Origin of the sequence: Hungatella sp. SB206 (assembly GCF_051132295.1) — a bacterium.
Classification (GTDB): domain Bacteria; phylum Bacillota; class Clostridia; order Lachnospirales; family Lachnospiraceae; genus Hungatella; species Hungatella effluvii.
The window spans coordinates 17501-43642 of sequence record NZ_CP096603.1; the positions used below are offsets into that span (position 1 = coordinate 17501).

20 protein-coding genes, 7 tRNA genes, 1 rRNA gene and 1 pseudogene (1 of these 29 running past the window's edge) are annotated in these 26142 nt (G+C 48.7%); 26 read left to right on the forward strand and 3 right to left on the reverse strand.

What is annotated here, in order from left to right:
• The 9 genes from M1L66_RS00090 to M1L66_RS00130 all read left to right on the forward strand — a co-directional run.
• Positions 1 to 2759, forward strand: a 23S ribosomal RNA gene (locus tag M1L66_RS00090) (it extends 132 nt beyond the left edge of the window).
• Positions 2760 to 2861: 102 nt separating this feature from the next.
• Positions 2862 to 2935 (forward strand) — tRNA-Asp (locus M1L66_RS00095).
• A 23-nt stretch (positions 2936 to 2958) separates the two neighbouring features.
• A tRNA-Val gene (locus M1L66_RS00100) sits at positions 2959 to 3031 on the forward strand.
• A gap of 30 nt (positions 3032 to 3061) precedes the next feature.
• A tRNA-Thr gene (locus M1L66_RS00105) sits at positions 3062 to 3134 on the forward strand.
• 36 nt (positions 3135 to 3170) lie between these two features.
• A tRNA-Tyr gene (locus tag M1L66_RS00110) sits at positions 3171 to 3252 on the forward strand.
• A gap of 46 nt (positions 3253 to 3298) precedes the next feature.
• Positions 3299 to 3372: transfer RNA gene (locus M1L66_RS00115), tRNA-Met, on the forward strand.
• A gap of 39 nt (positions 3373 to 3411) precedes the next feature.
• Positions 3412 to 3484: transfer RNA gene (locus tag M1L66_RS00120), tRNA-Phe, on the forward strand.
• Between the two features lie 4 nt (positions 3485 to 3488).
• Positions 3489 to 3561, forward strand: a tRNA-Lys gene (locus tag M1L66_RS00125).
• Between the two features lie 113 nt (positions 3562 to 3674).
• Positions 3675 to 4817: a GGDEF domain-containing protein gene (locus M1L66_RS00130; protein ID WP_187023448.1), complete on the forward strand. Its 1143-nt coding sequence runs from the start codon at positions 3675 to 3677 to the stop codon at positions 4815 to 4817.
• 22 nt (positions 4818 to 4839) lie between these two features.
• Here M1L66_RS00130 and M1L66_RS00135 read toward each other — a convergent pair whose 3' ends face one another.
• Positions 4840 to 5892 carry a LacI family DNA-binding transcriptional regulator gene (locus M1L66_RS00135; protein WP_187023449.1) on the reverse strand — a complete coding sequence of 351 codons (1053 nt, stop codon included), beginning with the start codon at positions 5890 to 5892 and terminating at the stop codon, positions 4840 to 4842.
• 336 nt (positions 5893 to 6228) lie between these two features.
• Here M1L66_RS00135 and M1L66_RS00140 point away from each other — a divergent pair, with 336 nt between their 5' ends.
• The 5 genes from M1L66_RS00140 to M1L66_RS00160 all read left to right on the forward strand — a co-directional run bounded on the left by M1L66_RS00140 (position 6229) and on the right by M1L66_RS00160 (position 12631).
• Positions 6229 to 7602: an ABC transporter substrate-binding protein gene (locus tag M1L66_RS00140; RefSeq protein WP_434694173.1), complete on the forward strand. Its 1374-nt coding sequence runs from the start codon at positions 6229 to 6231 to the stop codon at positions 7600 to 7602.
• A gap of 16 nt (positions 7603 to 7618) precedes the next feature.
• Positions 7619 to 8491: a carbohydrate ABC transporter permease gene (locus tag M1L66_RS00145; RefSeq protein WP_187023450.1), complete on the forward strand. Its 873-nt coding sequence runs from the start codon at positions 7619 to 7621 to the stop codon at positions 8489 to 8491.
• Positions 8491 to 9354 carry a carbohydrate ABC transporter permease gene (locus tag M1L66_RS00150; RefSeq protein WP_434690085.1) on the forward strand — a complete coding sequence of 288 codons (864 nt, stop codon included), beginning with the start codon at positions 8491 to 8493 and terminating at the stop codon, positions 9352 to 9354. The genes M1L66_RS00145 and M1L66_RS00150 overlap by 1 nt, the downstream gene beginning before the upstream one ends.
• A gap of 27 nt (positions 9355 to 9381) precedes the next feature.
• Positions 9382 to 10692: a glycoside hydrolase family 32 protein gene (locus tag M1L66_RS00155; RefSeq protein WP_434690087.1), complete on the forward strand. Its 1311-nt coding sequence runs from the start codon at positions 9382 to 9384 to the stop codon at positions 10690 to 10692.
• Positions 10693 to 10771: 79 nt separating this feature from the next.
• Positions 10772 to 12631: an amylosucrase gene (locus M1L66_RS00160; protein WP_434690089.1), complete on the forward strand. Its 1860-nt coding sequence runs from the start codon at positions 10772 to 10774 to the stop codon at positions 12629 to 12631.
• A gap of 49 nt (positions 12632 to 12680) precedes the next feature.
• Here M1L66_RS00160 and M1L66_RS00165 read toward each other — a convergent pair whose 3' ends face one another.
• Positions 12681 to 12911, reverse strand: a complete 231-nt coding sequence (locus tag M1L66_RS00165; protein ID WP_002605435.1) for a hypothetical protein — start codon at positions 12909 to 12911, stop codon at positions 12681 to 12683.
• 362 nt (positions 12912 to 13273) lie between these two features.
• Here M1L66_RS00165 and M1L66_RS00170 point away from each other — a divergent pair, with 362 nt between their 5' ends.
• The 9 genes from M1L66_RS00170 (at position 13274) to rsmI (ending at position 23045) form a co-directional block, all read left to right on the forward strand.
• Positions 13274 to 14944, forward strand: a complete 1671-nt coding sequence (locus M1L66_RS00170; RefSeq protein ID WP_434690091.1) for a DUF4153 domain-containing protein — start codon at positions 13274 to 13276, stop codon at positions 14942 to 14944.
• Positions 14944 to 16038: a DUF6688 domain-containing protein gene (locus M1L66_RS00175; RefSeq protein WP_434690093.1), complete on the forward strand. Its 1095-nt coding sequence runs from the start codon at positions 14944 to 14946 to the stop codon at positions 16036 to 16038. The genes M1L66_RS00170 and M1L66_RS00175 overlap by 1 nt, the downstream gene beginning before the upstream one ends.
• Before the next feature lie 89 nt (positions 16039 to 16127).
• Positions 16128 to 17660: an aminotransferase class I/II-fold pyridoxal phosphate-dependent enzyme gene (locus M1L66_RS00180; protein ID WP_434690095.1), complete on the forward strand. Its 1533-nt coding sequence runs from the start codon at positions 16128 to 16130 to the stop codon at positions 17658 to 17660.
• A 35-nt stretch (positions 17661 to 17695) separates the two neighbouring features.
• On the forward strand, positions 17696 to 18307 hold the full coding sequence (locus M1L66_RS00185) for a guanylate kinase (protein WP_187023456.1): 612 nt from the start codon (positions 17696 to 17698) through the stop codon (positions 18305 to 18307).
• Positions 18308 to 18340: 33 nt separating this feature from the next.
• Positions 18341 to 19180, forward strand: coding sequence for a polysaccharide deacetylase family protein (locus tag M1L66_RS00190; RefSeq protein ID WP_434690098.1), 840 nt, complete (start codon positions 18341 to 18343; stop codon positions 19178 to 19180).
• A 156-nt stretch (positions 19181 to 19336) separates the two neighbouring features.
• A complete protein-coding gene (gene holB / locus M1L66_RS00195; protein ID WP_434690100.1) occupies positions 19337 to 20326 on the forward strand; it encodes a DNA polymerase III subunit delta' in 990 nt (329 codons plus the stop codon).
• A 3-nt stretch (positions 20327 to 20329) separates the two neighbouring features.
• Positions 20330 to 21238: a PSP1 domain-containing protein gene (locus M1L66_RS00200; RefSeq protein ID WP_117622175.1), complete on the forward strand. Its 909-nt coding sequence runs from the start codon at positions 20330 to 20332 to the stop codon at positions 21236 to 21238.
• Complete coding sequence (locus M1L66_RS00205; protein WP_434690103.1) at positions 21228 to 21965, forward strand: tRNA1(Val) (adenine(37)-N6)-methyltransferase; 738 nt, start codon at positions 21228 to 21230, stop codon at positions 21963 to 21965. The genes M1L66_RS00200 and M1L66_RS00205 overlap by 11 nt, the downstream gene beginning before the upstream one ends.
• Before the next feature lie 216 nt (positions 21966 to 22181).
• Entirely contained in the window at positions 22182 to 23045 is an 864-nt protein-coding gene (gene rsmI / locus M1L66_RS00210) for a 16S rRNA (cytidine(1402)-2'-O)-methyltransferase (RefSeq protein ID WP_187023585.1), read from the forward strand.
• Positions 23046 to 23252: 207 nt separating this feature from the next.
• Here rsmI and M1L66_RS00215 read toward each other — a convergent pair.
• Positions 23253 to 23675, reverse strand: a pseudogene (locus tag M1L66_RS00215) (DUF2000 domain-containing protein).
• Between the two features lie 243 nt (positions 23676 to 23918).
• Here M1L66_RS00215 and M1L66_RS00220 point away from each other — a divergent pair.
• The 3 genes from M1L66_RS00220 to fabK all read left to right on the forward strand — a co-directional run bounded on the left by M1L66_RS00220 (position 23919) and on the right by fabK (position 26135).
• A complete protein-coding gene (locus tag M1L66_RS00220; RefSeq protein ID WP_320930941.1) occupies positions 23919 to 24884 on the forward strand; it encodes a beta-ketoacyl-ACP synthase III in 966 nt (321 codons plus the stop codon).
• A gap of 94 nt (positions 24885 to 24978) precedes the next feature.
• Positions 24979 to 25212, forward strand: coding sequence for an acyl carrier protein (acpP, locus tag M1L66_RS00225; protein WP_025529601.1), 234 nt, complete (start codon positions 24979 to 24981; stop codon positions 25210 to 25212).
• Entirely contained in the window at positions 25212 to 26135 is a 924-nt protein-coding gene (gene fabK / locus M1L66_RS00230) for an enoyl-[acyl-carrier-protein] reductase FabK (protein WP_187023461.1), read from the forward strand. The genes acpP and fabK overlap by 1 nt, the downstream gene beginning before the upstream one ends.
• Positions 26136 to 26142 lie beyond the last annotated feature (7 nt).

Here is a 26142-nt window from a genome sequence, read left to right on the forward strand (position 1 = left end):
TGAGCAAACCTCAGTCGGCGTATGGTGAATCCATAGCCATACGTTGGGAACCCGCTGAACTGAAACATCTAAGTAGGCGGAGGAAAAGAAAGAAAACTCGATTTCCAAAGTAGCGGCGAGCGAAATGGAAGGAGCCTAAACCGGCGTGCGTGCATGCCGGGGTTATGGACTGCTAAAAGTGACTCGTATGGTAACAGAACGGTCCTGGAAAGACCGGCCACAGAGGGTGAAAGCCCCGTATGTGAAACCAGAAGAGAGCGAGCAGATTCCAAAGTACCACGAGACACGAGAAACCTTGTGGGAATTCGGGGGGACCACCCCCCAAGGCTAAATACTCCTTAGTGACCGATAGCGCATAGTACTGTGAAGGAAAGGTGAAAAGGACCCCGGGAGGGGAGTGAAAAAGAGCCTGAAACCCTGTGTTTACAAGCTGTGGAACCACATTTTAGGTGGAACCGCGTACTTTTTGTAGAACGGTCCGGCGAGTTGCCGGGACTGGCAAGGTTAAGCACTGAAGGTGTGGAGCCGAAGGGAAACCAAGTCTTAATAGGGCGAATAAGTCAGTTCAGGCAGACCCGAAACCGGGTGATCTACCCATGTCCAGGTTGAAGTTTCCGTAAAAGGAAATGGAGGACCGAACGCACATCCGTTGAAAAGGGTGGCGATGAGGTGTGGGTAGGGGAGAAATTCCAATCGAACCCGGAGATAGCTGGTTCTCCTCGAAATAGCTTTAGGGCTAGCCTCGTATTAGTTTAGCGGAGGTAGAGCACTGAATTCTTAAGGGGGCGTCAAAGCTTACCAAGAGATATCAAACTCCGAATGCCGCATAAATGATGTACGGGAGTCAGACTGCACGAGATAAGTTGGGTAGTCAAAAGGGAAAGAGCCCAGACCTACAGCTAAGGTCCCAAAGTGTGTGTTAAGTGGAAAAGGATGTGGGATTTCAAAGACAACTAGGATGTTGGCTCAGAAGCAGCCACACATTCAAAGAGTGCGTAATAGCTCACTAGTCGAGAGGTCCTGCGCCGAAAATGTCCGGGGCTGAAACACAACACCGAAGCTTAGGAATTGACGTAAGTCAATTGGTAGAGGAGCATTCTTAACTGCGGAGAAGCGTTACCGTAAGGAGGCGTGGAGTGTTAAGAAGAGAGAATGCCGGAATGAGTAGCGAGATGGAGGTGGGAATCCTCCAGGCCGAATATCTAAGGTTTCCAGAGTAAAGCTGATCTGCTCTGGGTAAGTCGGGGCCTAAGGCGAGGTCGAAAGACGTAGTCGATGGACAACAGGTTGAAATTCCTGTACCGCGTATTATCAGAACTGTGGGGACACAGAACCGAAGCCAAACCCGGGAATGAAAAGACCGGGGCAAGCGCCGGACTGGTTAGACTGGAAAATCCGTTTAACAACAGGAAAGCGTTAAGCGTACCGAACAAAAGTAGGGAAGTTGGTATAGGGGCTGTCAAGAAAAGCCGCTATTGTGTAATACGTGCCCGTACCGTAAACCGACACAGGTGGATGAGGAGAGAATCCTAAGGCCGGCGGGAGAAGCATTGTTAAGGAACTCGGCAAAATGACCCCGTAACTTCGGGATAAGGGGTGCCCACGAGAGTGGGCCGCAGAGAATAGGCTCAAGCAACTGTTTAGCAAAAACACAGGTCTATGCAAAACCGAAAGGTGAGGTATATGGGCTGACGCCTGCCCGGTGCTGGAAGGTTAAGAGGAGAGGTTAGGAGCAATCCGAAGCTTTGAATTTAAGCCCCAGTAAACGGCGGCCGTAACTATAACGGTCCTAAGGTAGCGAAATTCCTTGTCGGGTAAGTTCCGACCCGCACGAAAGGCGTAATGATTTGAGCGCTGTCTCGACAATGCACCCGGTGAAATTGAAGTACCAGTGAAGATGCTGGTTACCTGCGCCAGGACGGAAAGACCCCATGGAGCTTTACTCCAGCTTGATACTGGGATTCGGTGTCGCATGTACAGGATAGGTGGGAGGCTAAGAAGGTAGGATGCCAGTCTTACCGGAGCCATTGTTGGGATACCACCCTTGCGATATTGGGTTTCTAACCTGCGGCCATGACCTGGCCGGGGGACAATGTCAGGTGGGGAGTTTGACTGGGGCGGTCGCCTCCGAAAGAGTATCGGAGGCGCTCAAAGGTTCCCTCAGAATGGACGGAAACCATTCGAAGAGTGCAAAGGCATAAGGGAGCTTGACTGCGAGACTGACGGGTCGAGCAGGTACGAAAGTAGGACTTAGTGATCCGGTGGTATAAAGTGGGATTGCCATCGCTCAACGGATAAAAGCTACCCTGGGGATAACAGGCTTATCACTCCCAAGAGTTCACATCGACGGAGTGGTTTGGCACCTCGATGTCGGCTCATCGCATCCTGGGGCTGAAGTAGGTCCCAAGGGTTGGGCTGTTCGCCCATTAAAGCGGTACGCGAGCTGGGTTCAGAACGTCGTGAGACAGTTCGGTCCCTATCCGGCGTGGGCGTAGGATATTTGAGAGGAGCTGTCCTTAGTACGAGAGGACCGGGATGGACTGACCTCTGGTGTACCGGTTGGGTATCAAACCCATGGCCGGGTAGCCAAGTCGGGAAGGGATAAACGCTGAAGGCATCTAAGCGTGAAGCCCCCCTCAAGATGAGATATCCCATCGCAAGAGTAAGACCCCTTGAAGACGACGAGGTAGATAGGGCAGAGGTGGAAGCATGGCAACATGTGGAGCTGACTGTCACTAATAGGTCGAGGGCTTAACCAAGTTGGTTTAGGTTGTCAGAAATGGCAGAGGAAGTAAGAACGGATGAAAGATATGTACAATGTGTGGTTTTGAGGGTATATGTAAAACCTTCAAAACAGGTTTGGCCTGGTGGCTCAGCTGGTTAGAGCGCCGCCCTGTCACGGCGGAGGTCGTGGGTTCGAATCCCATCCGGGTCGTTTTAACAGAATATTTCGTATGTGGGATCTTAGCTCAGCTGGGAGAGCATCTGCCTTACAAGCAGAGGGTCACAGGTTCGAGCCCTGTAGGTCCCATTCAGTATGTAAAGTCCGAATGAGTAATTCGCCGATGTGGCTCAATTGGCAGAGCAGCTGATTTGTAATCAGCAGGTTATCGGTTCGAGTCCGATCATCGGCTTGCATGAATCAAATAAAACTAAATAGTATATAATATGGATGGTTTCCCGAGTGGCCAAAGGGGACAGACTGTAAATCTGCTGCAAATTGCTTCGGTGGTTCGAATCCACCACCATCCACTTGATACACTTCTAAAAAGAAGATGTATCGAATATAATTTAATAACGCGGGGTGGAGCAGTCTGGAAGCTCGTCGGGCTCATAACCCGAAGGTCGCAGGTTCAAATCCTGCCCCCGCAATTTTTTGTGAGAACTTTAAGTATGCTTACAGATGTACATGCCCAGATAGCTCAGTTGGTAGAGCAGAGGACTGAAAATCCTCGTGTCGTTGGTTCGATTCCGACTTTGGGCATTATGGGATACTAGCTCAGGTGGTAGAGCACTTGACTTTTAATCAAGTTGTCCGGGGTTCGAGTCCCCGGTGTCTCATCGAAATGAAGCCTTGAAACAATTTCTGTTTCAAGGCTTTTTTATCTTTGTTTTATTTTTTCCAAAACTCTATTAAAATGTATGATGAAGTAAAGCGATAGGGAGGACTGCCGATGGAGGAAAAGTACCGGGCTGAAATTGAAAAGAAACGGGCTGAGAGTGTCAATCGCGCCTGGAAGATCATCAGCGTATTCGTTGTGGTATTTCAACTTTTAATGCTGATACTGATGGCTGCGAAACCGGGCGGCCCGTTTAAGACACAGAGGAGAGCTATTTACTGTATCTTGTATCTGACTCTTTTCCTGGTTACGGGAATTGCTATGATCCTAAATCGGAATTTCTGGAGGAAAGAAAAGAAAAATTACCATCTGTATCTTCATGCTGAGCTGGTTTACGCGGCATTTATCTGCTTCTGGGGCTGTTGTGTTACTTTGAACGATCAGCTGGGAGGAAACGATTTAAGCGTATTTACATATATGATGCTGTCCGTGGCAGCACTTGGTTTTTTGGAGCCGGTAAAGGCTGGAATTATTTTTATGGCGGCATTTGTCTTTTTAAATATCTGTCTGCCGGGAATCCAGACGATTGAAAATAATATTTTCAGCAATATTATAAACAGTTTTTCAATCGCGGGTATTTCTACGGCTATCTCTTATTCGCTTTACCGAAATAAGGTGATTGTCACAAAGCAGGAGGTAACGATCCGAAAACAGTACGAGGAGATTACCAGGGTAAATGAGATTCTGAGCCATCAGGCCATGGTTGATGAGCTGACCGATATGAATAACCGGCGGTATATGGAGTGGTTTATCGGGGAGAAAATCAAGAAACTGGAAGAGGAATCCGGTACGATCTCGTGTATGATGCTGGATATCGATTATTTTAAGAAGTTTAACGACCGGTATGGTCATATTGCTGGCGATGTGTGTCTGAAGAAGATCGCGGAGATTATCCGGGGGTGCTGTCAGGATAATGATGTGGCGGCTATTCGTTTTGGCGGGGAGGAATTTTTTATCTGCCTGTTCCGGTGGGACCGGGATGAAGCGGTGGAAATGGCGGAGACAATACGAAAGAGGATCGCTGAATGCCGTTTTAAAATCAATGGTGAGGAAGAAGGCGCGGTTACTATCAGCATTGGTGTCTATACCTGGCATGGGGAAGGTAAGGTGCAGATGGATGATCTGGTCTGTCTATCGGATAAGGCACTGTATCAGGCGAAGAAGAATGGAAGAAACAGAGTTGAGGTACTGCCATAAAAAGATCTGCCAGGAAACCGGATTAACGGTTCTCTGGCAGATTTTCTTTTTCTGTGGTCTCTCTTCGGATCAGAATGGGAGTGATTGTTTTATGGACCGGTTCCTTTAAGGGAGCTGGTTTTCTTTTTTTGCGTTCATTCATCTGGCTGACAAGGAGACTTACCGCCTCATTGGCTATGCGGTCTATCTGCTGTCCTATTGTGCTGATCGGGATAACCGCTTCCCTGGCAACCGGGGAGTCGTCAAAGCCTATAATATAATAGTCGTCGGGCAGCCTGCCGTATTTACGGACAATTAAGTTTAACAGAATATTGGCATGGGTGTCGTTGGAGACGAATATGCCTTTTCGTATGCCGGTATAAGAGGTCTCCAGTTCCTCTAAGATATCTTTTAAGTACTGGAGAGAGGAATCATAGGTGTTTTCTGTTTTGTGGCAGAATATACGGTTTTTAATATTGTTCTCTTTGCAGAAATCAATGAAGCCCTGGATTCGTCCGTAGGCGGGGATGTTCTCGGCGGTCGGTGTATTGATATGAATCAGTATGTCACAGTTATGTCTGGCCAGGAGGCTGGTGGCCTGTATGGCGCCCATGTAATTATCGGTGTTGATGCTGGAGACATACTGGTCTTCCCGTTCTATGGTGACAATGGGAATCTGAAGGTCTGCCAGTTCCCTGGAGGACAGTGTGTGGCTCAGGACAATGAGCCCCTCAATCTTATAGGCCAGAAGCTCCTGAATGTACTGGCGCTCCGTCTCCGCGTTCTCGTGGCCGATGAATACCAGAAACTTGTACCCGTACGTCTCATAGGTGGCAAGAATCTGATTCAGCATTTCTGAATAATAGTGCAGATAAAGGTTTGGAATCAGGATACCGACAAATTCTGTCTTGCCGTTGGCAAGGATGCGGGCTACCTTGTTTTCTTTATAGTTGAGCTTTACAAGAGCGTCGGAAATGATCTGCTGGTTCTCAAGCGTGAGGGAATCCGGATTATTAAAGTATCTGGATATCGTTGTCTTAGAAAAATGTGTGTATTGTGCAATATCGTCAAATGTTATATTCTTTTTTTTCGTCATCCGTGATGCCTCTTTTCAAAATGTAGGGTTTTTTTATAAAAAGGAGTTTTCTTGCCAGTGAAGATTCCTGTGACTGTCTGGAATTTCGCTCCTTCCTCTTTATTCAGTATAACAAAAATAGATGAGCGCTTCAAGAGTAATCGGTTAAGTAACCGGTTTTGTAAAGTTCGTACAAATTGTGTACGCCGTATTAGAGCAGTTTTACGAAAAGTAGTTTGCACATTGACAAATTGACCAAAAGGGTGTTATGATAAAAACATAAAGTAACCGGTTACTTTACCGGTTACATAGAATGAGGCCGATAAAAATTGCAGCGTTAAAGGAGGAATGAGGATGATGAAAAGGATTGGTACGAAGGCCATTAAAATCGGAGTCATGATGGTGACGGCGGTTATGATGCTGACGGGATGCAGATTTGGATTTGCCAGTGATCCGGATGATCCGAATGAGGTGGTACAGGAAGTGCCGATTGACACGTCGGTGGATACGTTTGAATATGACGCTTCTCTGTCAGGTACGAAAATCACGCTTTTGAATTCTAAGGCGGAGATACAGGTGGCTTTGACGAAGATGGCGGAGGAATATGAAAAGAAATCGGGAGTCCACGTGGAGGTTATGCCGGTTACGGATGGGGATTCTCCTTATACTAAGGTTGTCAGTATGTATAACTCGGGGACGCCGCCTACTATGGCAATTCTGGATACTACCGATGTGATAGCGCTGGCTGAGGAAAAAGCGGTTGATTTAACGGGAGAGCCCTGGACTGCTGAGGCGGAAGGTTATCTGACAGAGGTGAATGGAAAGATATATAGCTTCCCGCTCTGTATTGAAGGCCGCGGGCTGATTTATAATCGGTCGGTGATTGAAGAAACGCTGGGAAGGGAATTCGATCCTCTGTCTGTTACAACCATGGATGAGTTTGCGGCACTTCTGGATCAGCTGACGGAGGCCGGCATGAAACGGCCTGTTTCTGTGGCAAAGGAAGACTGGTCTCTGGGAGCGCACCAGCTCCAGTATATCTATGAGACGTATGACGGGACTTCTGAGGGCGCCCAGGAGGTTATCGAGGCGATCAAGGAAGGGACACTGGATTTAAATTCTTATGACCGTATGAATCAGTTTTTAAATATGTTTGATATCTTACGGGAGTATAACGTGGCGAGAAAGGATCCGCTGGGGGCCGATTATGACGAGATGGCCATCGACCTGGTGGATGGAAAGACCGCTTTCTGGTTTAACGGCAACTGGGCATGGCCGAATCTTTCGGAGGCCGGTTCGGAGAATTCGGATGCGTATGGCTTTCTTCCATACTTTTTGAATAACGATCCTGAGGATTTTGCCAATCAAAAGATCCAGGCGTCTCCGTCTAAACAGATTATGATAGACGGGCGCGTAGTTTCGGATCAAGAGAGGGCGGCGGCAAGGGAGTTCTTGAACTGGATTGTATTCAGTGAGATCGGACAGCAGATGATCGTGAAGACGTGTAATCTGATTCCGCCATTTCAGAATAATCCTTATGAACCGGCTGATCCGCTGAGCCGCGATATTTACAACCGGGTTCATGAAGAGAGGGCGTTTAACGCGTCTGCTATCGTTCCAAATGACCACTGGGCGGTTCTGGGAGCATCCATGCAGAAGTACCTGGCGGGCAGAAGCAGCCGGGAGGAACTGATTCAGTCGATTGAGAAATATTGGGAAGAACAGAGATAGGAGAGAGGTGTCCAGGATGAAATCAAAGAGCAAAGGGAAAGATTTCTGTATTTTTGCATTGCCCGGATTATTCTGCTTTTTTGCAGTTGTGATTGTTCCGTTTATCTACGGCGTCTATTTGACGATGACGGACTGGAACGGAGTTTCGGATGTGAAGAATTTTATCGGTCTGCAGAATTTTGCCGGGGTTATGAAGGACGGACAGTTCTGGTCGTCTCTACTTCTGACCTTTAAGTATGTGATCGTGGTGGTGGTATTTGTAAATCTGCTGGCGTTTATGATCGCCTATCTGCTGACAAGAGGGATTAAGGGACAGAACTTTTTCAGGGCCGGATTTTTTACACCGAACCTGATCGGGGGCATCGTTCTCGGGTATATCTGGCAGTTTGTATTTTCAAGAGTATTTGTGGGAATCGGTGATGCTACGGGCTGGGGACTGTTTGAGGCATCCTGGCTTTCGGAACCGACAAAGGCATTTATCGCACTGGTGATTGTCACGGTGTGGCAGCTGTCCGGATATATGATTCTTATCTATGTGGCCGGTTTTATGGGACTGAGTGATGATGTGATGGAAGCAGCTACGATTGACGGTGCTTCGGGATGGACGAAAATGAAGAGCATTATTATGCCTCTTATGATGTCCTCCATTACCATATGCCTGTTCCTGACACTGTCCAGGGCATTTATGGTATACGATGTGAACCTTTCCTTAACGGCTGGTGCGCCTTACGGGACGACGGAGATGGCGGCCATGCACGTGTATGAAAAGGCATTTACATCGAGACGGTTTGGCGTGGGCCAGGCGGAGGCGCTGATCCTGTTCGTGATCGTAGCCTGTATCAGCGGCATTCAGGTTTATTTGACCAAGAAGAAGGAGGTGGAAGCATAATGGCGGGAGAGAAAGCAGGAAGCGGTAAGAAGAGAAAGAAATCGGAGCTTGTGGCTACAGCAGGACTGATCGTGATATTTATTCTTTACATGTTCCCATTCTACATGGTGGTGATTAATTCCCTGAAACAGAAACGGGATATTATCAAGAGTCCATTTTCCTGGCTGTATACAATTAAGGGACTGTCGTTTGATAACTTCGTGAAGGCGTTTGTTCAGATGGATTTTTTGAACGCATTTAAGAATTCCCTGATCGTAACGGTGTTTGCAACGGCGCTCGTTACGCTGCTGGCGGCTATGCTGGCCTACTATATCGTGCGGAATAACAATGCGATTTCCAGGATTGCCTTTGTTTTGATGGTGGCTTCCATGATTATTCCGTTCCAGGCGATTATGATTCCGCTGGTGAGTATTTATGGCGGTAAGCTGAATGTGCTGAATCACAGGAGCACGCTGGTGTTTATACATACGGGATTTTCCATGGCGATGTCCGTGTTTATGTTTCATGGTTTTATTAAGGGAAATGTTCCGGTGGCGCTGGAGGAGGCCGCGAATATCGACGGATGTACCCACGTCCAGACATTTTTCAGAATCGTTTTTCCACTGCTGAAGCCGATTATTTCCACGATGGTGATCTTAAATTCACTGGCGTTCTGGAATGATTTCCTATTGCCGTCTCTGGTGCTGTCGGATAAGAAGCTGCTGACGCTGCCTCTTTCCACTTACAGCTTCTACGGCACGTATTCGGCGGATTACGGCACGATTATGGCTGGACTGCTGTTGTGCGTAATACCGGTGTTAATCCTGTATATTACGCTTCAAAAGCAGATTATCAGCGGCGTGGTGGCTGGAGCAGTAAAATAGATGATTGGTAAGGAGAGGCTGCATACGATGACGACAAATACAATACATATAAAGGCTCCGGGATGCTGGATGAATGATCCGAATGGATTTATTTATTACAAGGGGAAGTACCATATGTTTTACCAGTGCTTTCCCTATGGACCAAGGTGGGGGAGGATGCACTGGGGACATGCGGTGAGTGAGGACCTGGTGCACTGGGAACATAAAGGAATTGCCTTATTTCCAAGTAAGCGCGGGGACCGGGATGGGTGTTTTTCCGGAAGTGCGGTGGAACAGGACGGGAAATTATATCTGTACTATACCGGTGTCAGTTATCTTTTAGAGGATCCCGAGGACACGAATCTCTGTCTGGATGATCAGTTTGTCTCGGCACAGATGATGATTACATCGGAGGATGGGGTTCATTTTGACAATATAAAGGATAAAAGAGAGATTATTGCTCCGATCGGGGAACGGGAAAGGGGCGATGCTGCTCATACGAGGGACCCTAAGGTGTGGCACGGGGCGGACGCCTGGTATATGGTGCTGGGGACCCATGGAATTGACGGAAATGGCAGACTGCTCTTTTACCGCAGCGCTGATCTGATAAACTGGTCGTATGTGAATGCCGTGTCGAAAAGCGGTTTTGGATGGATGTGGGAGTGCCCGGATTACTATGAGACAAAGGGGGGAAAGGTTCTGTCATTTTCCCCTATGGGATTTTTAAAGGATGGGTATAAAGAAGAGAATCAGAGTATCTGCATGGTTGTGGACTTTGAGGAAGAGAGCTGTACAATGACGATGCCGGATCAATACCAGTTTCTCGATTATGGCCTGGATCTCTATGCGGCGCAGAGCACGGTGGATCAGGATGGCCGGAGAGTGATGGCTGCATGGGTCCGTATGCCGGAGACGGTCGGCGGTGAATGGATTGGGATGATGTGCAGTCCCAGAGTGGTGGAAGTAGAGGACGGCCATATTTATTTCCGGATGCATCCGGCGGTCAGGGAAGCCTACGGCAGAGCAATTGATACGCCAAAGGAGGCTGCAGAAGCGGGATATCGGGCAGAGGCAGATTTAGAGGATGGAGATGGTATCGATGTCGGCGGATACCGGATTTACCGGAAAGGGAATCGAATCTGTACGGACCGGAGCCTGACTGCGGGAGATGACAGGGAGTGCAGAATGCAGTTTGAGACACCGGAAATGAAGAATGGCGGCCATGTGGAGATTCTGGTGGATTCCAATCTGATTGAGGTTTTTGTAAATGACGGTGAGTATGTTATTTCAAATGCGGTATATGGGATTGAAAATCAGATCGTGTCGGATCGAAAGGTGAAGCTGTTTACGGTAGAATAATACAAATAGTACAGTGATTATGAAAAGTCTGTAAATATTTAGAAATTATAGAGCGTATTTGGCGAGGAGATATGGTGAGATGGACTACTGTAAGGAATATGAGAAAAGGTTTGACAGGTACTATGACGAGCTGAAATGGCTCTACTGCGAACTATATAATAATCAGGATGAGGCGTTTAAGCAGCTGTGCGGACAGATGTACCGGTTTTATACGGAGAGGAAGGCGGCTCTTAAGACGATGGACCGGGAGCGGGCGAAGGATCCGCAGTGGTATAAAGGAAACCGGATGGTCGGTATGATGATGTATGTGGATGCATTTGCCGGGGATTTGAACGGGGTTTTAAAGCATCTGGACTATATTGAGGAATGCGGGGTCAATTATCTGCATTTGATGCCGCTTCTCGATACGCCGGAGGGCAGGAGCGACGGCGGATACGCGGTATCTGATTTCCGGAAGGTGAGGCCTGATCTGGGTACCATGGAGGACTTAGAGTGTCTGGCAAAGGAGTGCCATAAACGGGGGGTGAGCATCTGTCTGGACTTTGTGATGAACCATACCTCGGAGGACCACGAATGGGCCAGAAAGGCGAAGGCGGGCGATCCGGAGTATCAGAGCCGGTACTTCTTCTACGATAATTACGATCTTCCGGCACAGTTTGAACGGACAGTGCCGGAGGTATTTCCAACTACGGCTCCGGGGAATTTTACCTGGGTACAGGAGACGGGAAAATATGTGATGACCACATTTTATCCCTATCAGTGGGATTTGAATTACTGGAATCCGGTTGTGCTGAACGAGATGGCCCAAAATATGCTGAACCTGGTGAACCGGGGGATTGATGTAATCCGTATTGATGCGGTTCCCTACATCTGGAAACAGCTGGGGACGAACTGCAGGAATCTGCCGCAGGTGCACACCATTGTGCGGATTATGAGAATTATCTGTGAGATTGTGTGTCCGGGGGTCCTTCTGCTCGGCGAGGTGGTGATGGAACCGGATAAAGTGGTTCCGTATTTCGGCAGCGTGGAGAAGCCGGAGTGTCACATGCTTTATAATGTGACGACCATGGCGGCTACCTGGAACAGTGTGGCGACAAAGGATATCCGGCTGCTTCGCCAGCAGATGAATGTGGTGAGCGGTCTGCCGAAGGATTACGTTTTCTTAAATTATCTGCGCTGTCACGACGATATCGGTTGGGGATTGGATTATCCGTGGCTGAGACAATTCGGGATCGATGAGGTCAGCCATAAAAAGTATTTGAATGATTTTCTGACCGGGCAGTATCCGGGATCGTTTGGACGGGGAGAGTTGTACAATTCAGACCCTGAGTCCGGGGATGCAAGATTGTGCGGAACTACGGCATCGTTATGCGGTATTGAAAAGGCTGCGTTTGAGAGGGGCGCAGAAGCCCTTGAAAAGGCTGTTAGGCTGGATCTGATGCTTCATGCGTATATGTTGTCGCAGTCGGGGATTCCGGTAATCTACAGCGGCGATGAGATCGGTCAGGAAAATGATTATACCTACCACGAGAATCCCAGAAAATGGGATGACTCCCGTTATCTGCACAGAGGCGATTTCCGGTGGGATCTGGAGAAGAAACGCAGTGTGAAGGGCAGTCTTCAGGAAAAGATTTTCGACGGCATTAGGAAGCTGGAGACGATCCGGGCACAGTATCCGGTTTTCTGCACGGATGCGCGGGTATGGACCATTGACACATGGGATGATTCCATCTTGGGGCTGGTGAGAGAGTACGGGGAGGATAAGGTAATTGCCCTCTTTAATTTCAGTGAATTCGATAAAGTCGCCTGGATTAACGAGGAGGATGGGATGTATACGGATCTGATCTCTGGGAGAGCGATGGAGGCGAAAGGGGTGGAGATACCTGCTTATGGAGTTTACTGGCTTATGAGGGAAAACGGGATTGAGGAGAATAAATAATTGATAAAGTAAAAAGGATCTGGAGACGCTGCGTCCCGGATCCTTTTCTTTATTCGTCAAATTCTACAATCACATAGTAGCCTCTGTCGTTGTGCTTGACTTCTTTTACGATTCCGTGGTCGGATTTGATGCGGTCACGGCCGGTATAGCAGCCGGACATGGCAACGGCCGGATCGATGATATAGCTATAGCTGCTGGTTCCTTCCCTTTCGATAATGGATACTTCATCACCCGCCTTGACGAGTCCGGGGCGCTCCATCTTAAATTCGATTGTTCTCACAATGAATCACCTCCTGGTTAATCCGCTTAGCAAGGTACTTCACGGGCTTCGTGGATTAGCTTATTTTATTTCTGCGGGTGAAGTTCTGGGTATTATGTATGGCTGGCTATCTGGCAACGGCCGTGAGAGCCAAATATCCCGCAGTTTGATACAAAGGTTCTGACTTCGACATCTATTATAAGACTGATCTGAAAAAATGTAAAGAAAGGAAAAACGAAAGAAAATCTTACATTTTATTATAAAACAATATTAAGTTATTGATTATCAATAATTTAATATTGAAATTAAATATATACTATGGTATGTTACAGGAAAGAGAAGTAATGGATGAAGAATTGCGATAATAAGAAGGAGGAAGTTTGATGAGTGGGAAGATTCTGGAGGAAGAGGGTAAAATGGTGATAACTGAAAGTCAGGAGGGAGGTGGAAATCAGAACATACTTGAATATCAGGCAAAACCTGAGAAGCAAAACGGAGATAGCAGTCAGATAATACAGGAGAAAAAAGATATAAAAAAGGATATGAAAAAGGAGATAAAAGAAGTGCCTGTTCCGGCTTGGCGTAGGGGAAAGCAGGAGGTTATTACACAGAACTTTCCGATATTTATGGGGGTGGCTCTGGCATTTGGAATACTGTATACATTTTGTATGTATAAGAACCCCAGTGGAATTACGTATCCAATTATGGTTGGGGGAATTTATGGTGTGCTGGCCTGGATGATCAGGAGGCTTTCGATAGAGTGGAAACGGGGATCATGGTTTTTGATCGTTACTGCTGTTTTGTTGGGTATCGCGGTCTGCAGGACTGCGGATCCGCTGCTTATTCTGCTGATTAAGACGGCTGAATTTTTGCTCGTGGTTATTTTTGTTATTCACCAGTTTTATGAAGACAGGGGGTGGAGTATCGGTAAGTATTTATCTTCTATGGCAGTCTATCTCTGTTGTGTGATTGCGGCAGTTGTCTATCCGTTTTTTCAGGGGAACGAATTTTTTAAGAAGGTCAGTTTGAAAAAGTACAGAACGGCATCACGGGTGCTCATGGGGCTGGCGGCAGCTCTGCCGATCCTGCTGGTAGCCGGATTTCTTCTGGGGCGGGCGGATGTAGTGTTTGGCTCCATGGTGGTTCACTGGATGGAGACGGTTCTGAATGTATGGACTATTCTCGTTATGGTCTCCATGACTGCTTTTGGGGCATTTGGAGTCTATTGCCTGATCTGCGGAGCCTGTATGGACCAGATCTCCGGGGAAGAAAAGACGATGAGAACCCACGAACCGGTTACCGCTACTACGTGCATGAGCGCGGTTGCACTGCTGTATCTGTTCTTTAGCGGGATACAGGTCATTTACCTTTTTCTCGGAAAAGGCAGTCTGCCGGAGGGGGTGACGTACTCCTCCTATGCGCGGCAGGGATTTTTCCAGCTTTTGTTTGTGGCTGTGATGAATCTGGTTATGGTGCTTATGAACCTGAAGTTTTTTAAGAGAAGCCGTTTCTTAAATGGCGTTCTGACTGTCATCTGCGGATGTACGTATGTGATGATCGCATCCGCGGCATACCGGATGGCTTTGTATGTCGGAGAGTATCACCTGACGTATCTGCGGGTTCTGGTGCTGTGGTTCCTGCTGTTGCTGGCGTGTATGATGGCTGGTGTGGTTATTTTGATCTATAGGAACAGATTTCCGCTGTTTGGATGGTGCCTTGTGATGGTATCTGTATTTTTTGTGGGATTTTCGTATATGAGACCGGATCGGGTGATTGCGGACTATAATGCAGCTCATGTGGGTGAATGGTCTGACAGCGATTTTACGTATATGACGCAGGCGCTTTCGGCGGACGCAGTTCCTGTAGTGCTTGAGACGCTTGAAGATAATGCGGTTCTCGGACGGTTTTATTCCGGCGGGAGAACGGAATTTTTAACGGAGTATTACAGGTGGGTTATTTCTAAGAACTATCAGGCGGGGGCTGCGGATTTCAGGACAAGGAATCTTTCGTTTGAAAAGGCAAAACAATCGTTCAGAAATGGGGGGATAGAATAATGGCTGATTTAGCAGGGCAACTTTTTGGAAGTATTATACTGTTGGGGCTGCTGTTTCTGTTTTTTATAGTTCCAATTATTTTGACTTTCATGAATTTATATTTTATTCTTGCAGAACCGGGGAAATTTAAAAATGCGGCGGAGGTGCTTACATGGATTCTGGGACCGCTGTTTTCCGCTATACTGTATGATTATATGGGGATTGGAGGCGAGTGGCAGGAGCAGCTGTTTGCCAGTGACTCTGCGATCCATACTCCTGTGTCGGAGCACTATGTGGTTACAGTTCTTGTTCTGGTTTCGCTGGGGCTTCTGGGATATTTTCTGCTAAAGCTGGCGTCTAAAAGGCTGCCGCCGCTGGTTAAGATTCTTAGTATTTCATTTTTGTATATTGGCTGCGCGGTCTGTGTGATGTGGATTATCCAGGTACTGGGGCGGGCGGATGAATTATCTGTTTATCTCGCTGTATTTCCTCTGAATGTGATTCTGTTGTCAGCTTCTGTGGTGAAGACCCTGTTAAAGGAACAGAAGGAAGAGGATGAGGGAAAAGATTTCGAAAAGTTTACGGGATTGCGGCGCCTGTTGGTAAAGAGCAGCTGCTGGCCAGCGCTGGCGTTTCTCATGGTGTGGCCGGTGCTGGGAATCTGTATTGCGGTTCTCGTGCTGTTTGGGCAGGAACCATCCGCCGCGGTGAAGGCATTTACAGAGACAAGCGACTGGATGCTGTCACAGCGGATATCACCGCCGACAGTTTACAGCGATGGCCATTATCTCTGTACGGTGGCGGCCGGGGGACATGAGAAACTGGTGAAACCCCAACGGATGGGAGTCCGGCATGGGCATCGGATCGTGGTGAACCGGCAGCTGTGTGTGGCAAATGCATTTGAGCAGGTGCTTGAGGAGCGTACACCGCGTTTTCACCGCTTCGTACGCCATGCGTATGATACGTATGGGTATCCGGTGGCAAAGCACATCAGGACGCCTCTGGCGGCGGATATTACGTATCTGGTGATGAAGCCCCTGGAATGGATATTTCTCCTGGTTCTCTATCTGACGGACAGAAAGCCGGAGGACCGGATTGCAAAACAATACCTGTAACAGTTCAGCCTGTGAAGGAGTGAGGATTTGACATTTCACCATTGATCTGCTAATCTGAAAGAAAATTGTAACAGAAAATGATCTGGAGGATGGAGATGGAGAAGTATCTGCTGGACCGATTAATGGAATATGGGGAATCTGACGCCTATCCGTTTCATATGCCGGGGCATAAGAGACAGACGGGGACCGGATTTGCAGGAGATTTTCCAAATCCGTTTTCTGTGGATATTACCGAGATTGAGGGATTTGATAATCTCCACCACCCGGAAGGGATTCTGAAGGAATCTATGGAGTGGGCAGGAAATGTCTATGGGGCGGACCGGACGTATTATCTTGTGAATGGAAGCAGCTGCGGTATTTTGAGCGCGGTCTGCGGCTCTGTCTCCCATGGAGGCACTATTCTTATGAGCCGGAACTGCCATAAATCGGCATATCATGGCGTGTATTTGGGCCATTTGAGGGCGGAATATATTTATCCACAGACAATCCTGGAATTTGGGATTCAGGGTGGATTATCGCCGGAGGATGTGCGGCGGCTGTTGATAACCCATCCGGAGACGGAGGCTGTGCTGGTGGTATCTCCCACGTATGACGGTATTGTCTCGGATATCGGTGCAATTGCGAAAATCGTCCATGAGTGGGGGATTCCGCTGATTGTGGATGAGGCTCACGGGGCGCATTTCCCCTTTGGAGGGGAGGCGGGATTCCCGGTTTCTGCGCTGGAGCTGGGGGCGGATGTGGTGATACAGAGTCTCCATAAGACGCTTCCTTCTCTGACTCAGACCGCGGTCATGCATGTGAAAGCGGGATTTGCGGATATCAGCAGAATTGACCGGTATGTACACATGTTCCAGAGCAGCAGCCCGTCGTATGTGTTGATGGCCGCTATTGAAAATTGTATCCGATGGATGGATGAAGCGGGAAGAGATGAGATGAAGGCCTTTAGCGGCAGGCTGGACCGTATCCGGCGGCGGATGGGGGAGATGGAGTGTCTGGCTCTTCTTGATGAAGTGAAAGGGCGGTGCCAGGTCTTTGATGTGGATAAGTCTAAAATTGTGGTTTCTGTGGGAAGCAGCGGCCTGACCGGGCCGGAGCTTACGGAGCTGCTTCGAAACAGATACCATCTGGAAATGGAAATGTGCGGACCGGATTATGTGACGGCGATTACTACGGTGGCTGATACGGATGAGGGTCTGGACCGGTTATGCCGGGCTTTCCTGGAGATCGATCATGAGCGGAGGAGGGAGGCGGGAGACTGCGGGACTGCCGCATCAGGCTTTTCGGGGATAAACGAGGATAACACAGGGGAAAGAGACCGTGGAATTGTGGATAACGGGATGGAAAAGGAACGTGGTTGTGGATGGCCGGAGATTGCTATGACGATCGCACAGGCGATGGACTCTCCGGGGCGATCTGTCCCTCTCGATGCGTGTGAGGGAATGGTATCCGCGGAGTTTATCTACATCTATCCGCCGGGAATTCCGATTGTGGCGCCGGGAGAAGTATTAAAACCGGAATTGGTGGAGATGATCCGGCAGTATAAGCGCAAGGGCCTTCCGGTCCAGGGAACGGCGGATCCGGAGGTGGAGGAGGTTTTGACGGCAGCAGGAGCGGATAGTTAGATACTATTATTTTAGAAAAAACTGAGGAATGAAACATGGGAAAGATTTTTTATGTGATGGGAAAAAGCGCATCCGGGAAGGATACGATTTATAAAGAACTGCGGGAACGAATACCGGAATTAAAGACGGTGGTCCTTTATACGACGAGGCCGATCCGGGATGGGGAGACGGAAGGGGTGGAATACCATTTTACGACGGTGGAGCGGCTGGATGACTTCCGCAGGGAGAAAAGGCTGATCGAGGAACGGACGTATCAGACGGTGTATGGACCGTGGAGTTATTTTACCGTGGATGACGGGCAGATCTGTCTGGATGACAGGGATTCTTATCTGATGATCGGAACGCTGGAGTCTTATGAGAAGATGAGAGAGTATTTCGGTGAAAATGGGCTGGTTCCTGTCTACATCGAGGTGGATGACGGCGTGAGGCTGGAACGTGCGCTGGAGCGGGAAAAGGGGCAGAAGGAACCGAAATATAAGGAACTCTGCCGGAGATTTCTGGCGGATGAAGAGGATTTTAAGGAAGAAAACCTGGTAAGATGCGGAATTGACAGGAGATACAGGAATGATGATCTGAGGGTATGCCTGGAGGAGATTTGCAGGGATATGAAGGCGTTTATGGAACAGGCAGCGGGCAGCAGGGAGTAAGCTGCCCGCATTTGGAGGAAAGGGGGAAGAATCATGGGAAGTATCTTTATTCAGTTTCCAAAGGGAAAAAAGAAGGCGCTGACTTTAAGCTATGACGACGGAGTGGAACAGGATGTCCGTCTGATCGAAATCATGAAGCAGCATGGATTAAAGGGCACATTTAACTTAAACAGCGGGCTCTACGCGGAAGAGGGTACGGTATACCCACCCGGTACGGTGCACAGAAGAATGACGGAAAAGGCGGTGACGGAGGTCTACGGCGGCAGCGGCATGGAGGTGGCGGTTCATGGGCTGACACATCCGTTTCTGGAGCAGCTTCCGGTGAATCTCTGTACGGCTGAGGTGATGAAGGACCGGGAGAATCTGGAGCAGCAGTTTCATACAATTGTCAGGGGAATGGCTTATCCCTTCGGTACTACCAGTGACAGAGTGGTCGATACGCTTGTGCAGGCGGGAATCGCCTATGCAAGAACAACGATTTCAACATGGGATTTCCGGCTTCCATCCGACTGGCTCCGTCTGACGGCCACGTGCCATCACCGGGATGAGCGCCTGATGGAGCTGGCGGAAAAATTTGTGGAGGAGACGCCAAAGTACGGCTCCTGGCTGTTCTATCTCTGGGGACACAGCTATGAGTTTGAGGCTGATGGGAACTGGGAGGTGATTGAGAGATTTGCTGCGTATACCGGAAACCGGGATGAGATCTGGTATGCGACAAACCTGGAGCTGTATGATTATATGATGGCGTACGACCGGCTGCTGTTCAGCGCGGATGGATCTATGGTATGGAATCCAGCCGCATTGGACGTATATTTTGAGAAGGACGGAATTTCTTACCGGGTGAAGGCTGGTGAGAGGATGGAACTGAATTAAATGCTTAAGACGGCTGCCGTATGGGGCCGTCTGTTTCTTTTTGTGCGGGAAATGACAGGAGACGCCCTCTTATGGGAATTACCAGCACTTATTTCTTGTGAGTATGAATTTTATATGCTATAATAAATCCGTATATTTTGAGACGGAGGTGCCCCAATGCCAGGATTTAACGATATAATCGGTCATGAGATGATAAAGGAACATTTTAAGAAGGCTATAGAGACAAATCATGTATCTCATGCGTATATTCTGACAGGTGAGGCAGGAATGGGACGTAAGTCGCTGGCGAATGCATTTGCCATGACGCTTCTCTGTGAAAAGGGGAAGAAGGAACCGTGTATGCAGTGCCACGCCTGCAAGCAGGTGATGAGCGGCAACCATCCGGACTTGATTTTTGTAAATCATGAAAAGCCGAACAGCATCGGCGTTGACGATATCAGGGAACAAATTAATGATACAATCATGGTACGGCCCTACAGCAGCTATTATAAGATATATATCGTGGATGAAGCGGAAAAGATGACGGCACAAGCGCAGAATGCCCTGCTTAAGACCATCGAGGAACCGCCGTCCTATGCGATTATCATGCTGCTGACTACGAATCAGGAGGCATTTCTGCCGACGATTCTCTCCAGATGCGTGCAGTTAAAGCTGAAGCCGCTTCAGGACAGCGTGGTCAGGACGTATCTGATGGAATCTCTGGGGATTCCCGAGGTGAAGGCGGAGATTTACGCCGCGTTTGCGAGAGGAAATCTGGGAAAGGCGATCCATCTGGCCTCTTCGGAGGATTTTCAGCTGATGTATACCGAGCTTCTGCATATGCTGAAGCATTTGAAGGATATGGATATTACGGAGCTTCTGGACTATATCAAGAAGCTGAAGGATGAGAGTCTGGACATCTATGACAGCCTCGATTTTATGCAGCTATGGTACCGGGATGTGCTGATGTATAAGGTGACACAGGATATTAATCTTCTGGTGTTTAAGGAAGAGTATAATACAATTAAGGAAATGAGCGCCTCCAGCGCCTACGATGGGATTGAAAAGATTCTCCAGTCCATTGATAAGGCGGGGATCAGGCTGAATGCCAATGTGAATATGGAACTGGCCATGGAGCTCATGTTACTGGTAATGAAGGAGAACTGATTGATGATAAAAGTGATTGGTGTAAGATTCCGCAATGCGGGGAAGATCTATTATTTCGATCCGGCCGGCAGGGAGATTCATACGGGTGACCACGTGATTGTGGAGACGGCGAGAGGGATTGAATACGGTTATGTAGTGCTGGGAAGCAGAGAGGTGCCGGATGACAAGGTCGTCCAGCCGCTTAAGTCTGTAATCCGGATGGCGACGAGAGAAGATGAGGATGTGGAGTTAAAAAACCACGAGAAGGAAAGGGAAGCGTTCCGGATCTGTAAGGAAAAGATCAGGAAACACGGGCTTCAGATGAAGCTGATCGATGCGGAATATACCTTCGACAATAACAAGGTGCTGTTTTACTTTACTGCGGATGGAAGAATCGATTTCCGCGAACTGGTGAAGGATCTGGCATCGGTATTTAAAACGAGAATCGAGCTTCGTCAGGTCGGCGTCAGAGACGAGACGAAGATTGTGGGAGGAATCGGTATCTGCGGCAGGCCGCTGTGCTGCCACTCTTACTTATCGGAGTTTATTCCTGTTTCAATCAAGATGGCGAAGGAGCAGAATCTGTCGCTGAATCCGACGAAGATCTCCGGTGTCTGCGGAAGGCTCATGTGCTGTCTAAAGAATGAGGAAGAGACGTACGAGGACTTAAACAGCAAGCTTCCGAATGTGGGGGATTATGTGACCACGGACGACGGGCTGAAGGGTGAGGTACACTCGGTCAGCGTGCTTCGTCAGCTGGTGAAGGTCATCGTCATCACAAAGGATGAGAAGGAAATCAGAGAATACCGTGTGGATCAGCTGAAGTTTAAACCGAGGCGGCGCAAGGATAAAGGCTCTGTAGCGGATGCGGAGCTGAAGGCTCTGGAAGCCCTTGAGAAGAAGGAAGGGAAATCCAAGTTAGATGATAATTGAGCTTAAGGATGAGGAACGGCTTGACGATTTACAGAGAAACGGCTATCAGATTATACAGAAGAAGGACGGGTTCTGCTTCGGTATGGATGCGGTGCTTTTATCCGGTTTCGCGGCGGTGAAGCCGGGGGAAAAGGCGATCGATCTGGGAACCGGGACGGGAATTATCCCGATTCTTCTGGAAGCGAAATATGAAGGCGAACATTATACGGGGCTTGAGATTCAGGATGAGGTGGCGGAGATGGCCGCGCGCAGCGTGGCGCTCAATCACCTGGAAGAGAAGGTCTCGATCGTAAAGGGCGATATCAAGGAAGCCAGCCGGCTGTTTGGCGCGGCTTCCTTTGACGTGGTGACCTCGAATCCGCCCTATATGAACGATTCCCATGGACTTAAAAATCCCGATCTGCCCAAGGCGATTGCCCGCCATGAGGTGCTATGTACGCTGGACGATGTGGCGAGGGAGGCGGCGAAGCTTTTGCGGCCGGGCGGGCGCTTCTACATGGTGCACCGGCCTCATCGCCTGATAGAAATTATTACGGCGCTGACGAAGTATAAGCTGGAGCCGAAGCGGATGAAGATGGTCCATCCATTTGTGGACAAAGAGGCCAATATGGTCCTGATTGAAGCCGTGCGTGGCGGTAAATCCATGATTAAGGTGGAGGCGCCGATTGTGGTATATCGGGAGCCGGGGGTGTATACGCAGGAGATTTATGATATTTACGGGTATTGAGAAATTGATCATTATGTATTGCCAGCAATGGGGAGAATTTGGAGAATTAGGTGAATATGGCAGGGCGGAGAACCAGGGGATTGGTGTTTTCCGCCCTGCCATATTTCCGCCTTTCCTTGAAAAGTCTCGCCCTCTGTGTTAAAGTATATCTACTAATGATAGAAGAAACAGGCCGGTCAAACGGCCCGAAAAATAGCAGAAAAGTTGGAAAAGAAGATGGAAGAACAGGTAAAGGATCAGAAAACAGGAAAGCTGTATCTATGTGCGACGCCTATTGGGAATCTGGATGATATTACCCTGCGGGTTTTGAATACATTAAAGGAAGTGGACTTGATTGCGGCGGAGGACACCCGGCATAGTATTAAGCTGTTAAACCACTTTAATATTAAGACGCCCATGACCAGCTATCATGAATACAACAAGGTGGACAAGGCCAGATATCTGGTGGAGCAGATGAAAAATGGAGTTTCCATCGCATTAATTACAGATGCGGGAACACCGGGAATCTCTGATCCGGGCGAAGAATTGGTGAGGCAGTGCCATGAGGCGGGAGTACCGCTTACATCTCTGCCTGGGCCTGCGGCCTGCATTACGGCTCTGACCATATCGGGACTGGCAACGAGGCGTTTCTGCTTTGAGGCATTTCTCCCTTCTGATAAGAAGGAAAAACAGTGGATTTTAGAGGAACTGAAGCGTGAGACGAGAACGATCATTATATATGAAGCGCCCCACCGGCTTGTCAGGACGCTGGAGGAACTGAGAGAGGCCCTGGGAAACCGGAGAATCACCATATGCAGGGAACTGACGAAACGGTATGAGACGGCGTTTCAGACTACGTTTGAAGATGCGCTGGCGGCCTATGAGACGGAGGATCCGAGAGGCGAGTGCGTCATTGTTATCGAAGGGAAGAGTATCGGTGAAATAAAGGAAGAACGGATGAAATCGTTTGAGGAGATGTCTCTGGAAGAGCATATGGATCTGTATGAGAAGCAGGGAATTGAACGAAAAGAGGCCATGCGTATGGTGGCGAAGGACCGGGGAATCAGTAAACGGGATGTCTACCAGCAGCTGATGAAGTAAGAGGATACGGATATGGTGTGTAACATGATATGCCTCGATATTGACGGCACGATATTAAACAGCAGACATGAGATTACCTCTCATAGCGTTTGTACGGGATATCGGAAGAGATACGAATTAACAGTTAAAGATGCAAAGAGGCTGGATTCCAAAGATCCGGCCTCTTTGCATATTGGTGTTGGGGTAATACCTGAAACACATGTTCATTTATCGAAGCAACGGGAGATTCCCTGTCAGCTTATTCACCGCTTTTTTAGGTCCGCAGATGGCAATACCGAGATAGGAGAAGGTATCTTCCTCGGTGGCGGCAGCCTTATCAATAAATTCATCGTAGGTCTTGCAGCTCTGTGCCGTGTCGGAGAAATCCACCACAGTCAGTTCCGCATATTCCGGCAGGTAAAGCTATTTCCGGAGCTCCCGTATTTTGGCTCCGTCAGCCTTTAGTATGGGGACAGGGAACTGGATGATGCCCCGGTGGGAGCAGCCTGTCTTGTCCGTGACGTCAGGCCCCACGGTATCCGGCATCTCCTTGCCAAGCGTGATTCCCATAATTCCGGCGGTGTTGGCAATCAGGCCGGTGGGGAGTGTCTCGTCGATGACCATGACACATTTTTCGTTCTGTAAATCCATTTGTCTTACTTCCTTTTCTGTTTGTTGTTCTATTTTACCATTTGTCCGAAAAAATTTCTTGAACGATGTGGCATATCACAGGCGGCTGTTATTTTAAAAATTTTTCTTGACAAACGAATCGGGATTGTATAGAATTGGTTTGAATATCAAAATATTTGAAACGAAAAATATCAGAGACAGGTGAAAACCACGGGTTTTCCCATTTACCTGGATGTGTGAATCACAGCACGAATGGGGGAAATTATGACGACTAGAATTATAGGAACAGGTTCGGCTGTACCGAAACAGGTGGTAACCAATGATGATCTGGCAAAGATTGTGGATACCAGCGACGAATGGATCAGACCGAGAACCGGAATCCGGGAAAGAAGGATTGCGGCAGCAGAATCAGGAACCTCCGATCTGGCGGCGGAGGCGGCGAAGCTGGCGATTGAACAATCCGGAATAAAACCGGAAGAACTGGACATTATCGTCCTTGCCACTTCCTCGGGAGACTGCTGTTTTCCAAATGGTGCCTGCGAGGTACAGGCCGCGGTCGGCGCGGTCAATGCGGTGGCGTTTGACTTAAGCGCCGCGTGTTCGGGATTTGTCTTCGCTTTAAACACGGTACATAGCTTTTTGACGGCGGGAATCTACCGGACGGGGCTTGTGATCGGAGCGGATACACTCAGCAAGCTGGTGGACTGGAACGACCGGGGCACCTGCGTTCTCTTTGGAGACGGTGCGGGAGCGGCTGTCGTGAGGGCGGAGGACACCGGAGTCATGGGGCTGACCATGGGTGCGGACGGAACGAAAGGCGACGTTTTAAAATGCGGCGGACGCACTACGGGAAATTTCCTGACAGGAAAGAAACCGGAATTAGGCTATATGACCATGGATGGCCAGGAAGTTTTTAAATTTGCGGTTAAGACCGTGCCGGAGGCAATTAAGAAGACGATTGCCGGGAGCGGAACCGAATTAGAAGAAATTAAATATTTTATTCTGCATCAGTCCAATTACCGGATTTCCGAATCCATAGCGAAAAGACTTAAATTACCGATGGAAAAGTTTCCAGCGAATTTAGAGCGGTATGGTAATACTTCCGGAGCGTCGGTACCCATCCTTTTAGATGAGCTGAACCGCGAAGGAAAATTGAAACCGGGCGACAAATTGCTTTTAGCCGGTTTTGGTGCAGGGTTGACCTGGGGAACCACTCTTCTGGAGTGGTAATTAAAAAGACTAATACTTTGAAAATCAAAGTAATTAGATAAATATTAAAAAATCAATGGAATAAAAGATGGAAAATGAAGAGGAGAATGAAACCATGTTAGAGAAGATGAAAGAAATTATCGCAGAGCAGTTAAATGTAGACGCAGAGGCCGTATTGGCAGAGTCTTCCTTTAAAGAGGATTTAGGAGCGGATTCCCTGGATTTATTCGAACTTGTTATGGCTCTGGAGGATGAGTATTCAGTCGAGATTCCTTCTGAGGATTTAGAGAAGCTGACGACCGTAAGCGCGGTTATGGACTACTTAAAAGCAAAGGGCGTGGAAGGCTGATGAATACCAGAATAACGGAACTTTTAGGAATTAAACACCCGATTATTCAGGGTGGAATGGCCTGGGTTGCGGAACATCATCTGGCGGCGGCTGTATCGGAAGCTGGCGGGCTGGGACTGATCGGCGGTGCAAACGCACCGGCCGAGGTGGTCAGAGAGGAGATCCGCAAGGCAAAAGCGCTGACAAAGAAACCAATCGGAGTCAATGTCATGCTGCTGAGCCCTCATGCCGATGAGATAGCAAAGGTAGTCGTGGAGGAAGGAATCGGTGTGGTAACCACCGGAGCCGGAAACCCGGAGAAATATATTGAGATGTGGAAGGCCGCCGGGGTCAAAATTATACCGGTTGTGGCTTCTGTAGCACTGGCTAAGAGAATGGAGCGCTACGGCGCGGATGCGGTTGTGGCGGAAGGATGCGAATCCGGCGGTCATATCGGTGAGCAGACAACGATGACACTGGTTCCGCAGGTTGTGGACGCTGTATCCATACCGGTTATCGCGGCCGGCGGTATCGGTGACGGACGCGGAATCGCCGCGGCATTTATGCTCGGAGCAGAGGCGGTACAGATCGGCACGAGATTTGTGGTTTCGGATGAATCCATTGTTCACGAGAACTACAAGCAGCGCATTATCAAGGCAAAGGACATCGATTCGGCGGTTACGGGACGCTCCCACGGCCATCCGGTCAGATGCTTAAGGAATCAGATGACCAGGGAATACGTAAAGCTGGAGCAGGAAGGCAAGAGCTTCGAGGAACTGGAATACTTAACTCTCGGAAAGCTGAGAGAGGCCGTACAGGAAGGCGATATCACGAACGGTACCGTCATGGCAGGACAGATCGCAGGTATGATTTATAAGAAACAGACCTGTAAGGAAATGATTGACGAAATGATGGAACAGGCGGAGAAACTGCTGAACCGATAATTGAAAA

Bases quoted from the DNA above. Each gene is read 5' to 3' on its own strand.
- M1L66_RS00145 (WP_187023450.1), top strand. From the start codon at position 7,619: ATGAAATCAAAGAGCAAAGGGAAAGATTTCTGTATTTTTGCATTGCCC.
- M1L66_RS00150 (WP_434690085.1), top strand. From the start codon at position 8,491: ATGGCGGGAGAGAAAGCAGGAAGCGGTAAGAAGAGAAAGAAATCGGAG.
- acpP (WP_025529601.1), top strand. From the start codon at position 24,979: ATGTTAGAGAAGATGAAAGAAATTATCGCAGAGCAGTTAAATGTAGAC.
- M1L66_RS00205 (WP_434690103.1), top strand. From the start codon at position 21,228: ATGATAATTGAGCTTAAGGATGAGGAACGGCTTGACGATTTACAGAGA.
- M1L66_RS00185 (WP_187023456.1), top strand. From the start codon at position 17,696: ATGGGAAAGATTTTTTATGTGATGGGAAAAAGCGCATCCGGGAAGGAT.
- M1L66_RS00200 (WP_117622175.1), top strand. From the start codon at position 20,330: ATGATAAAAGTGATTGGTGTAAGATTCCGCAATGCGGGGAAGATCTAT.
- M1L66_RS00170 (WP_434690091.1), top strand. From the start codon at position 13,274: ATGAGTGGGAAGATTCTGGAGGAAGAGGGTAAAATGGTGATAACTGAA.
- M1L66_RS00220 (WP_320930941.1), top strand. From the start codon at position 23,919: ATGACGACTAGAATTATAGGAACAGGTTCGGCTGTACCGAAACAGGTG.
- M1L66_RS00155 (WP_434690087.1), top strand. From the start codon at position 9,382: ATGACGACAAATACAATACATATAAAGGCTCCGGGATGCTGGATGAAT.
- holB (WP_434690100.1), top strand. From the start codon at position 19,337: ATGCCAGGATTTAACGATATAATCGGTCATGAGATGATAAAGGAACAT.
- M1L66_RS00175 (WP_434690093.1), top strand. From the start codon at position 14,944: ATGGCTGATTTAGCAGGGCAACTTTTTGGAAGTATTATACTGTTGGGG.
- M1L66_RS00160 (WP_434690089.1), top strand. From the start codon at position 10,772: ATGGACTACTGTAAGGAATATGAGAAAAGGTTTGACAGGTACTATGAC.
- fabK (WP_187023461.1), top strand. From the start codon at position 25,212: ATGAATACCAGAATAACGGAACTTTTAGGAATTAAACACCCGATTATT.
- rsmI (WP_187023585.1), top strand. From the start codon at position 22,182: ATGGAAGAACAGGTAAAGGATCAGAAAACAGGAAAGCTGTATCTATGT.
- M1L66_RS00140 (WP_434694173.1), top strand. From the start codon at position 6,229: ATGAAAAGGATTGGTACGAAGGCCATTAAAATCGGAGTCATGATGGTG.
- M1L66_RS00180 (WP_434690095.1), top strand. From the start codon at position 16,128: ATGGAGATGGAGAAGTATCTGCTGGACCGATTAATGGAATATGGGGAA.
- M1L66_RS00130 (WP_187023448.1), top strand. From the start codon at position 3,675: ATGGAGGAAAAGTACCGGGCTGAAATTGAAAAGAAACGGGCTGAGAGT.
- M1L66_RS00190 (WP_434690098.1), top strand. From the start codon at position 18,341: ATGGGAAGTATCTTTATTCAGTTTCCAAAGGGAAAAAAGAAGGCGCTG.
- M1L66_RS00135 (WP_187023449.1), bottom strand. From the start codon at position 5,892: ATGACGAAAAAAAAGAATATAACATTTGACGATATTGCACAATACACA.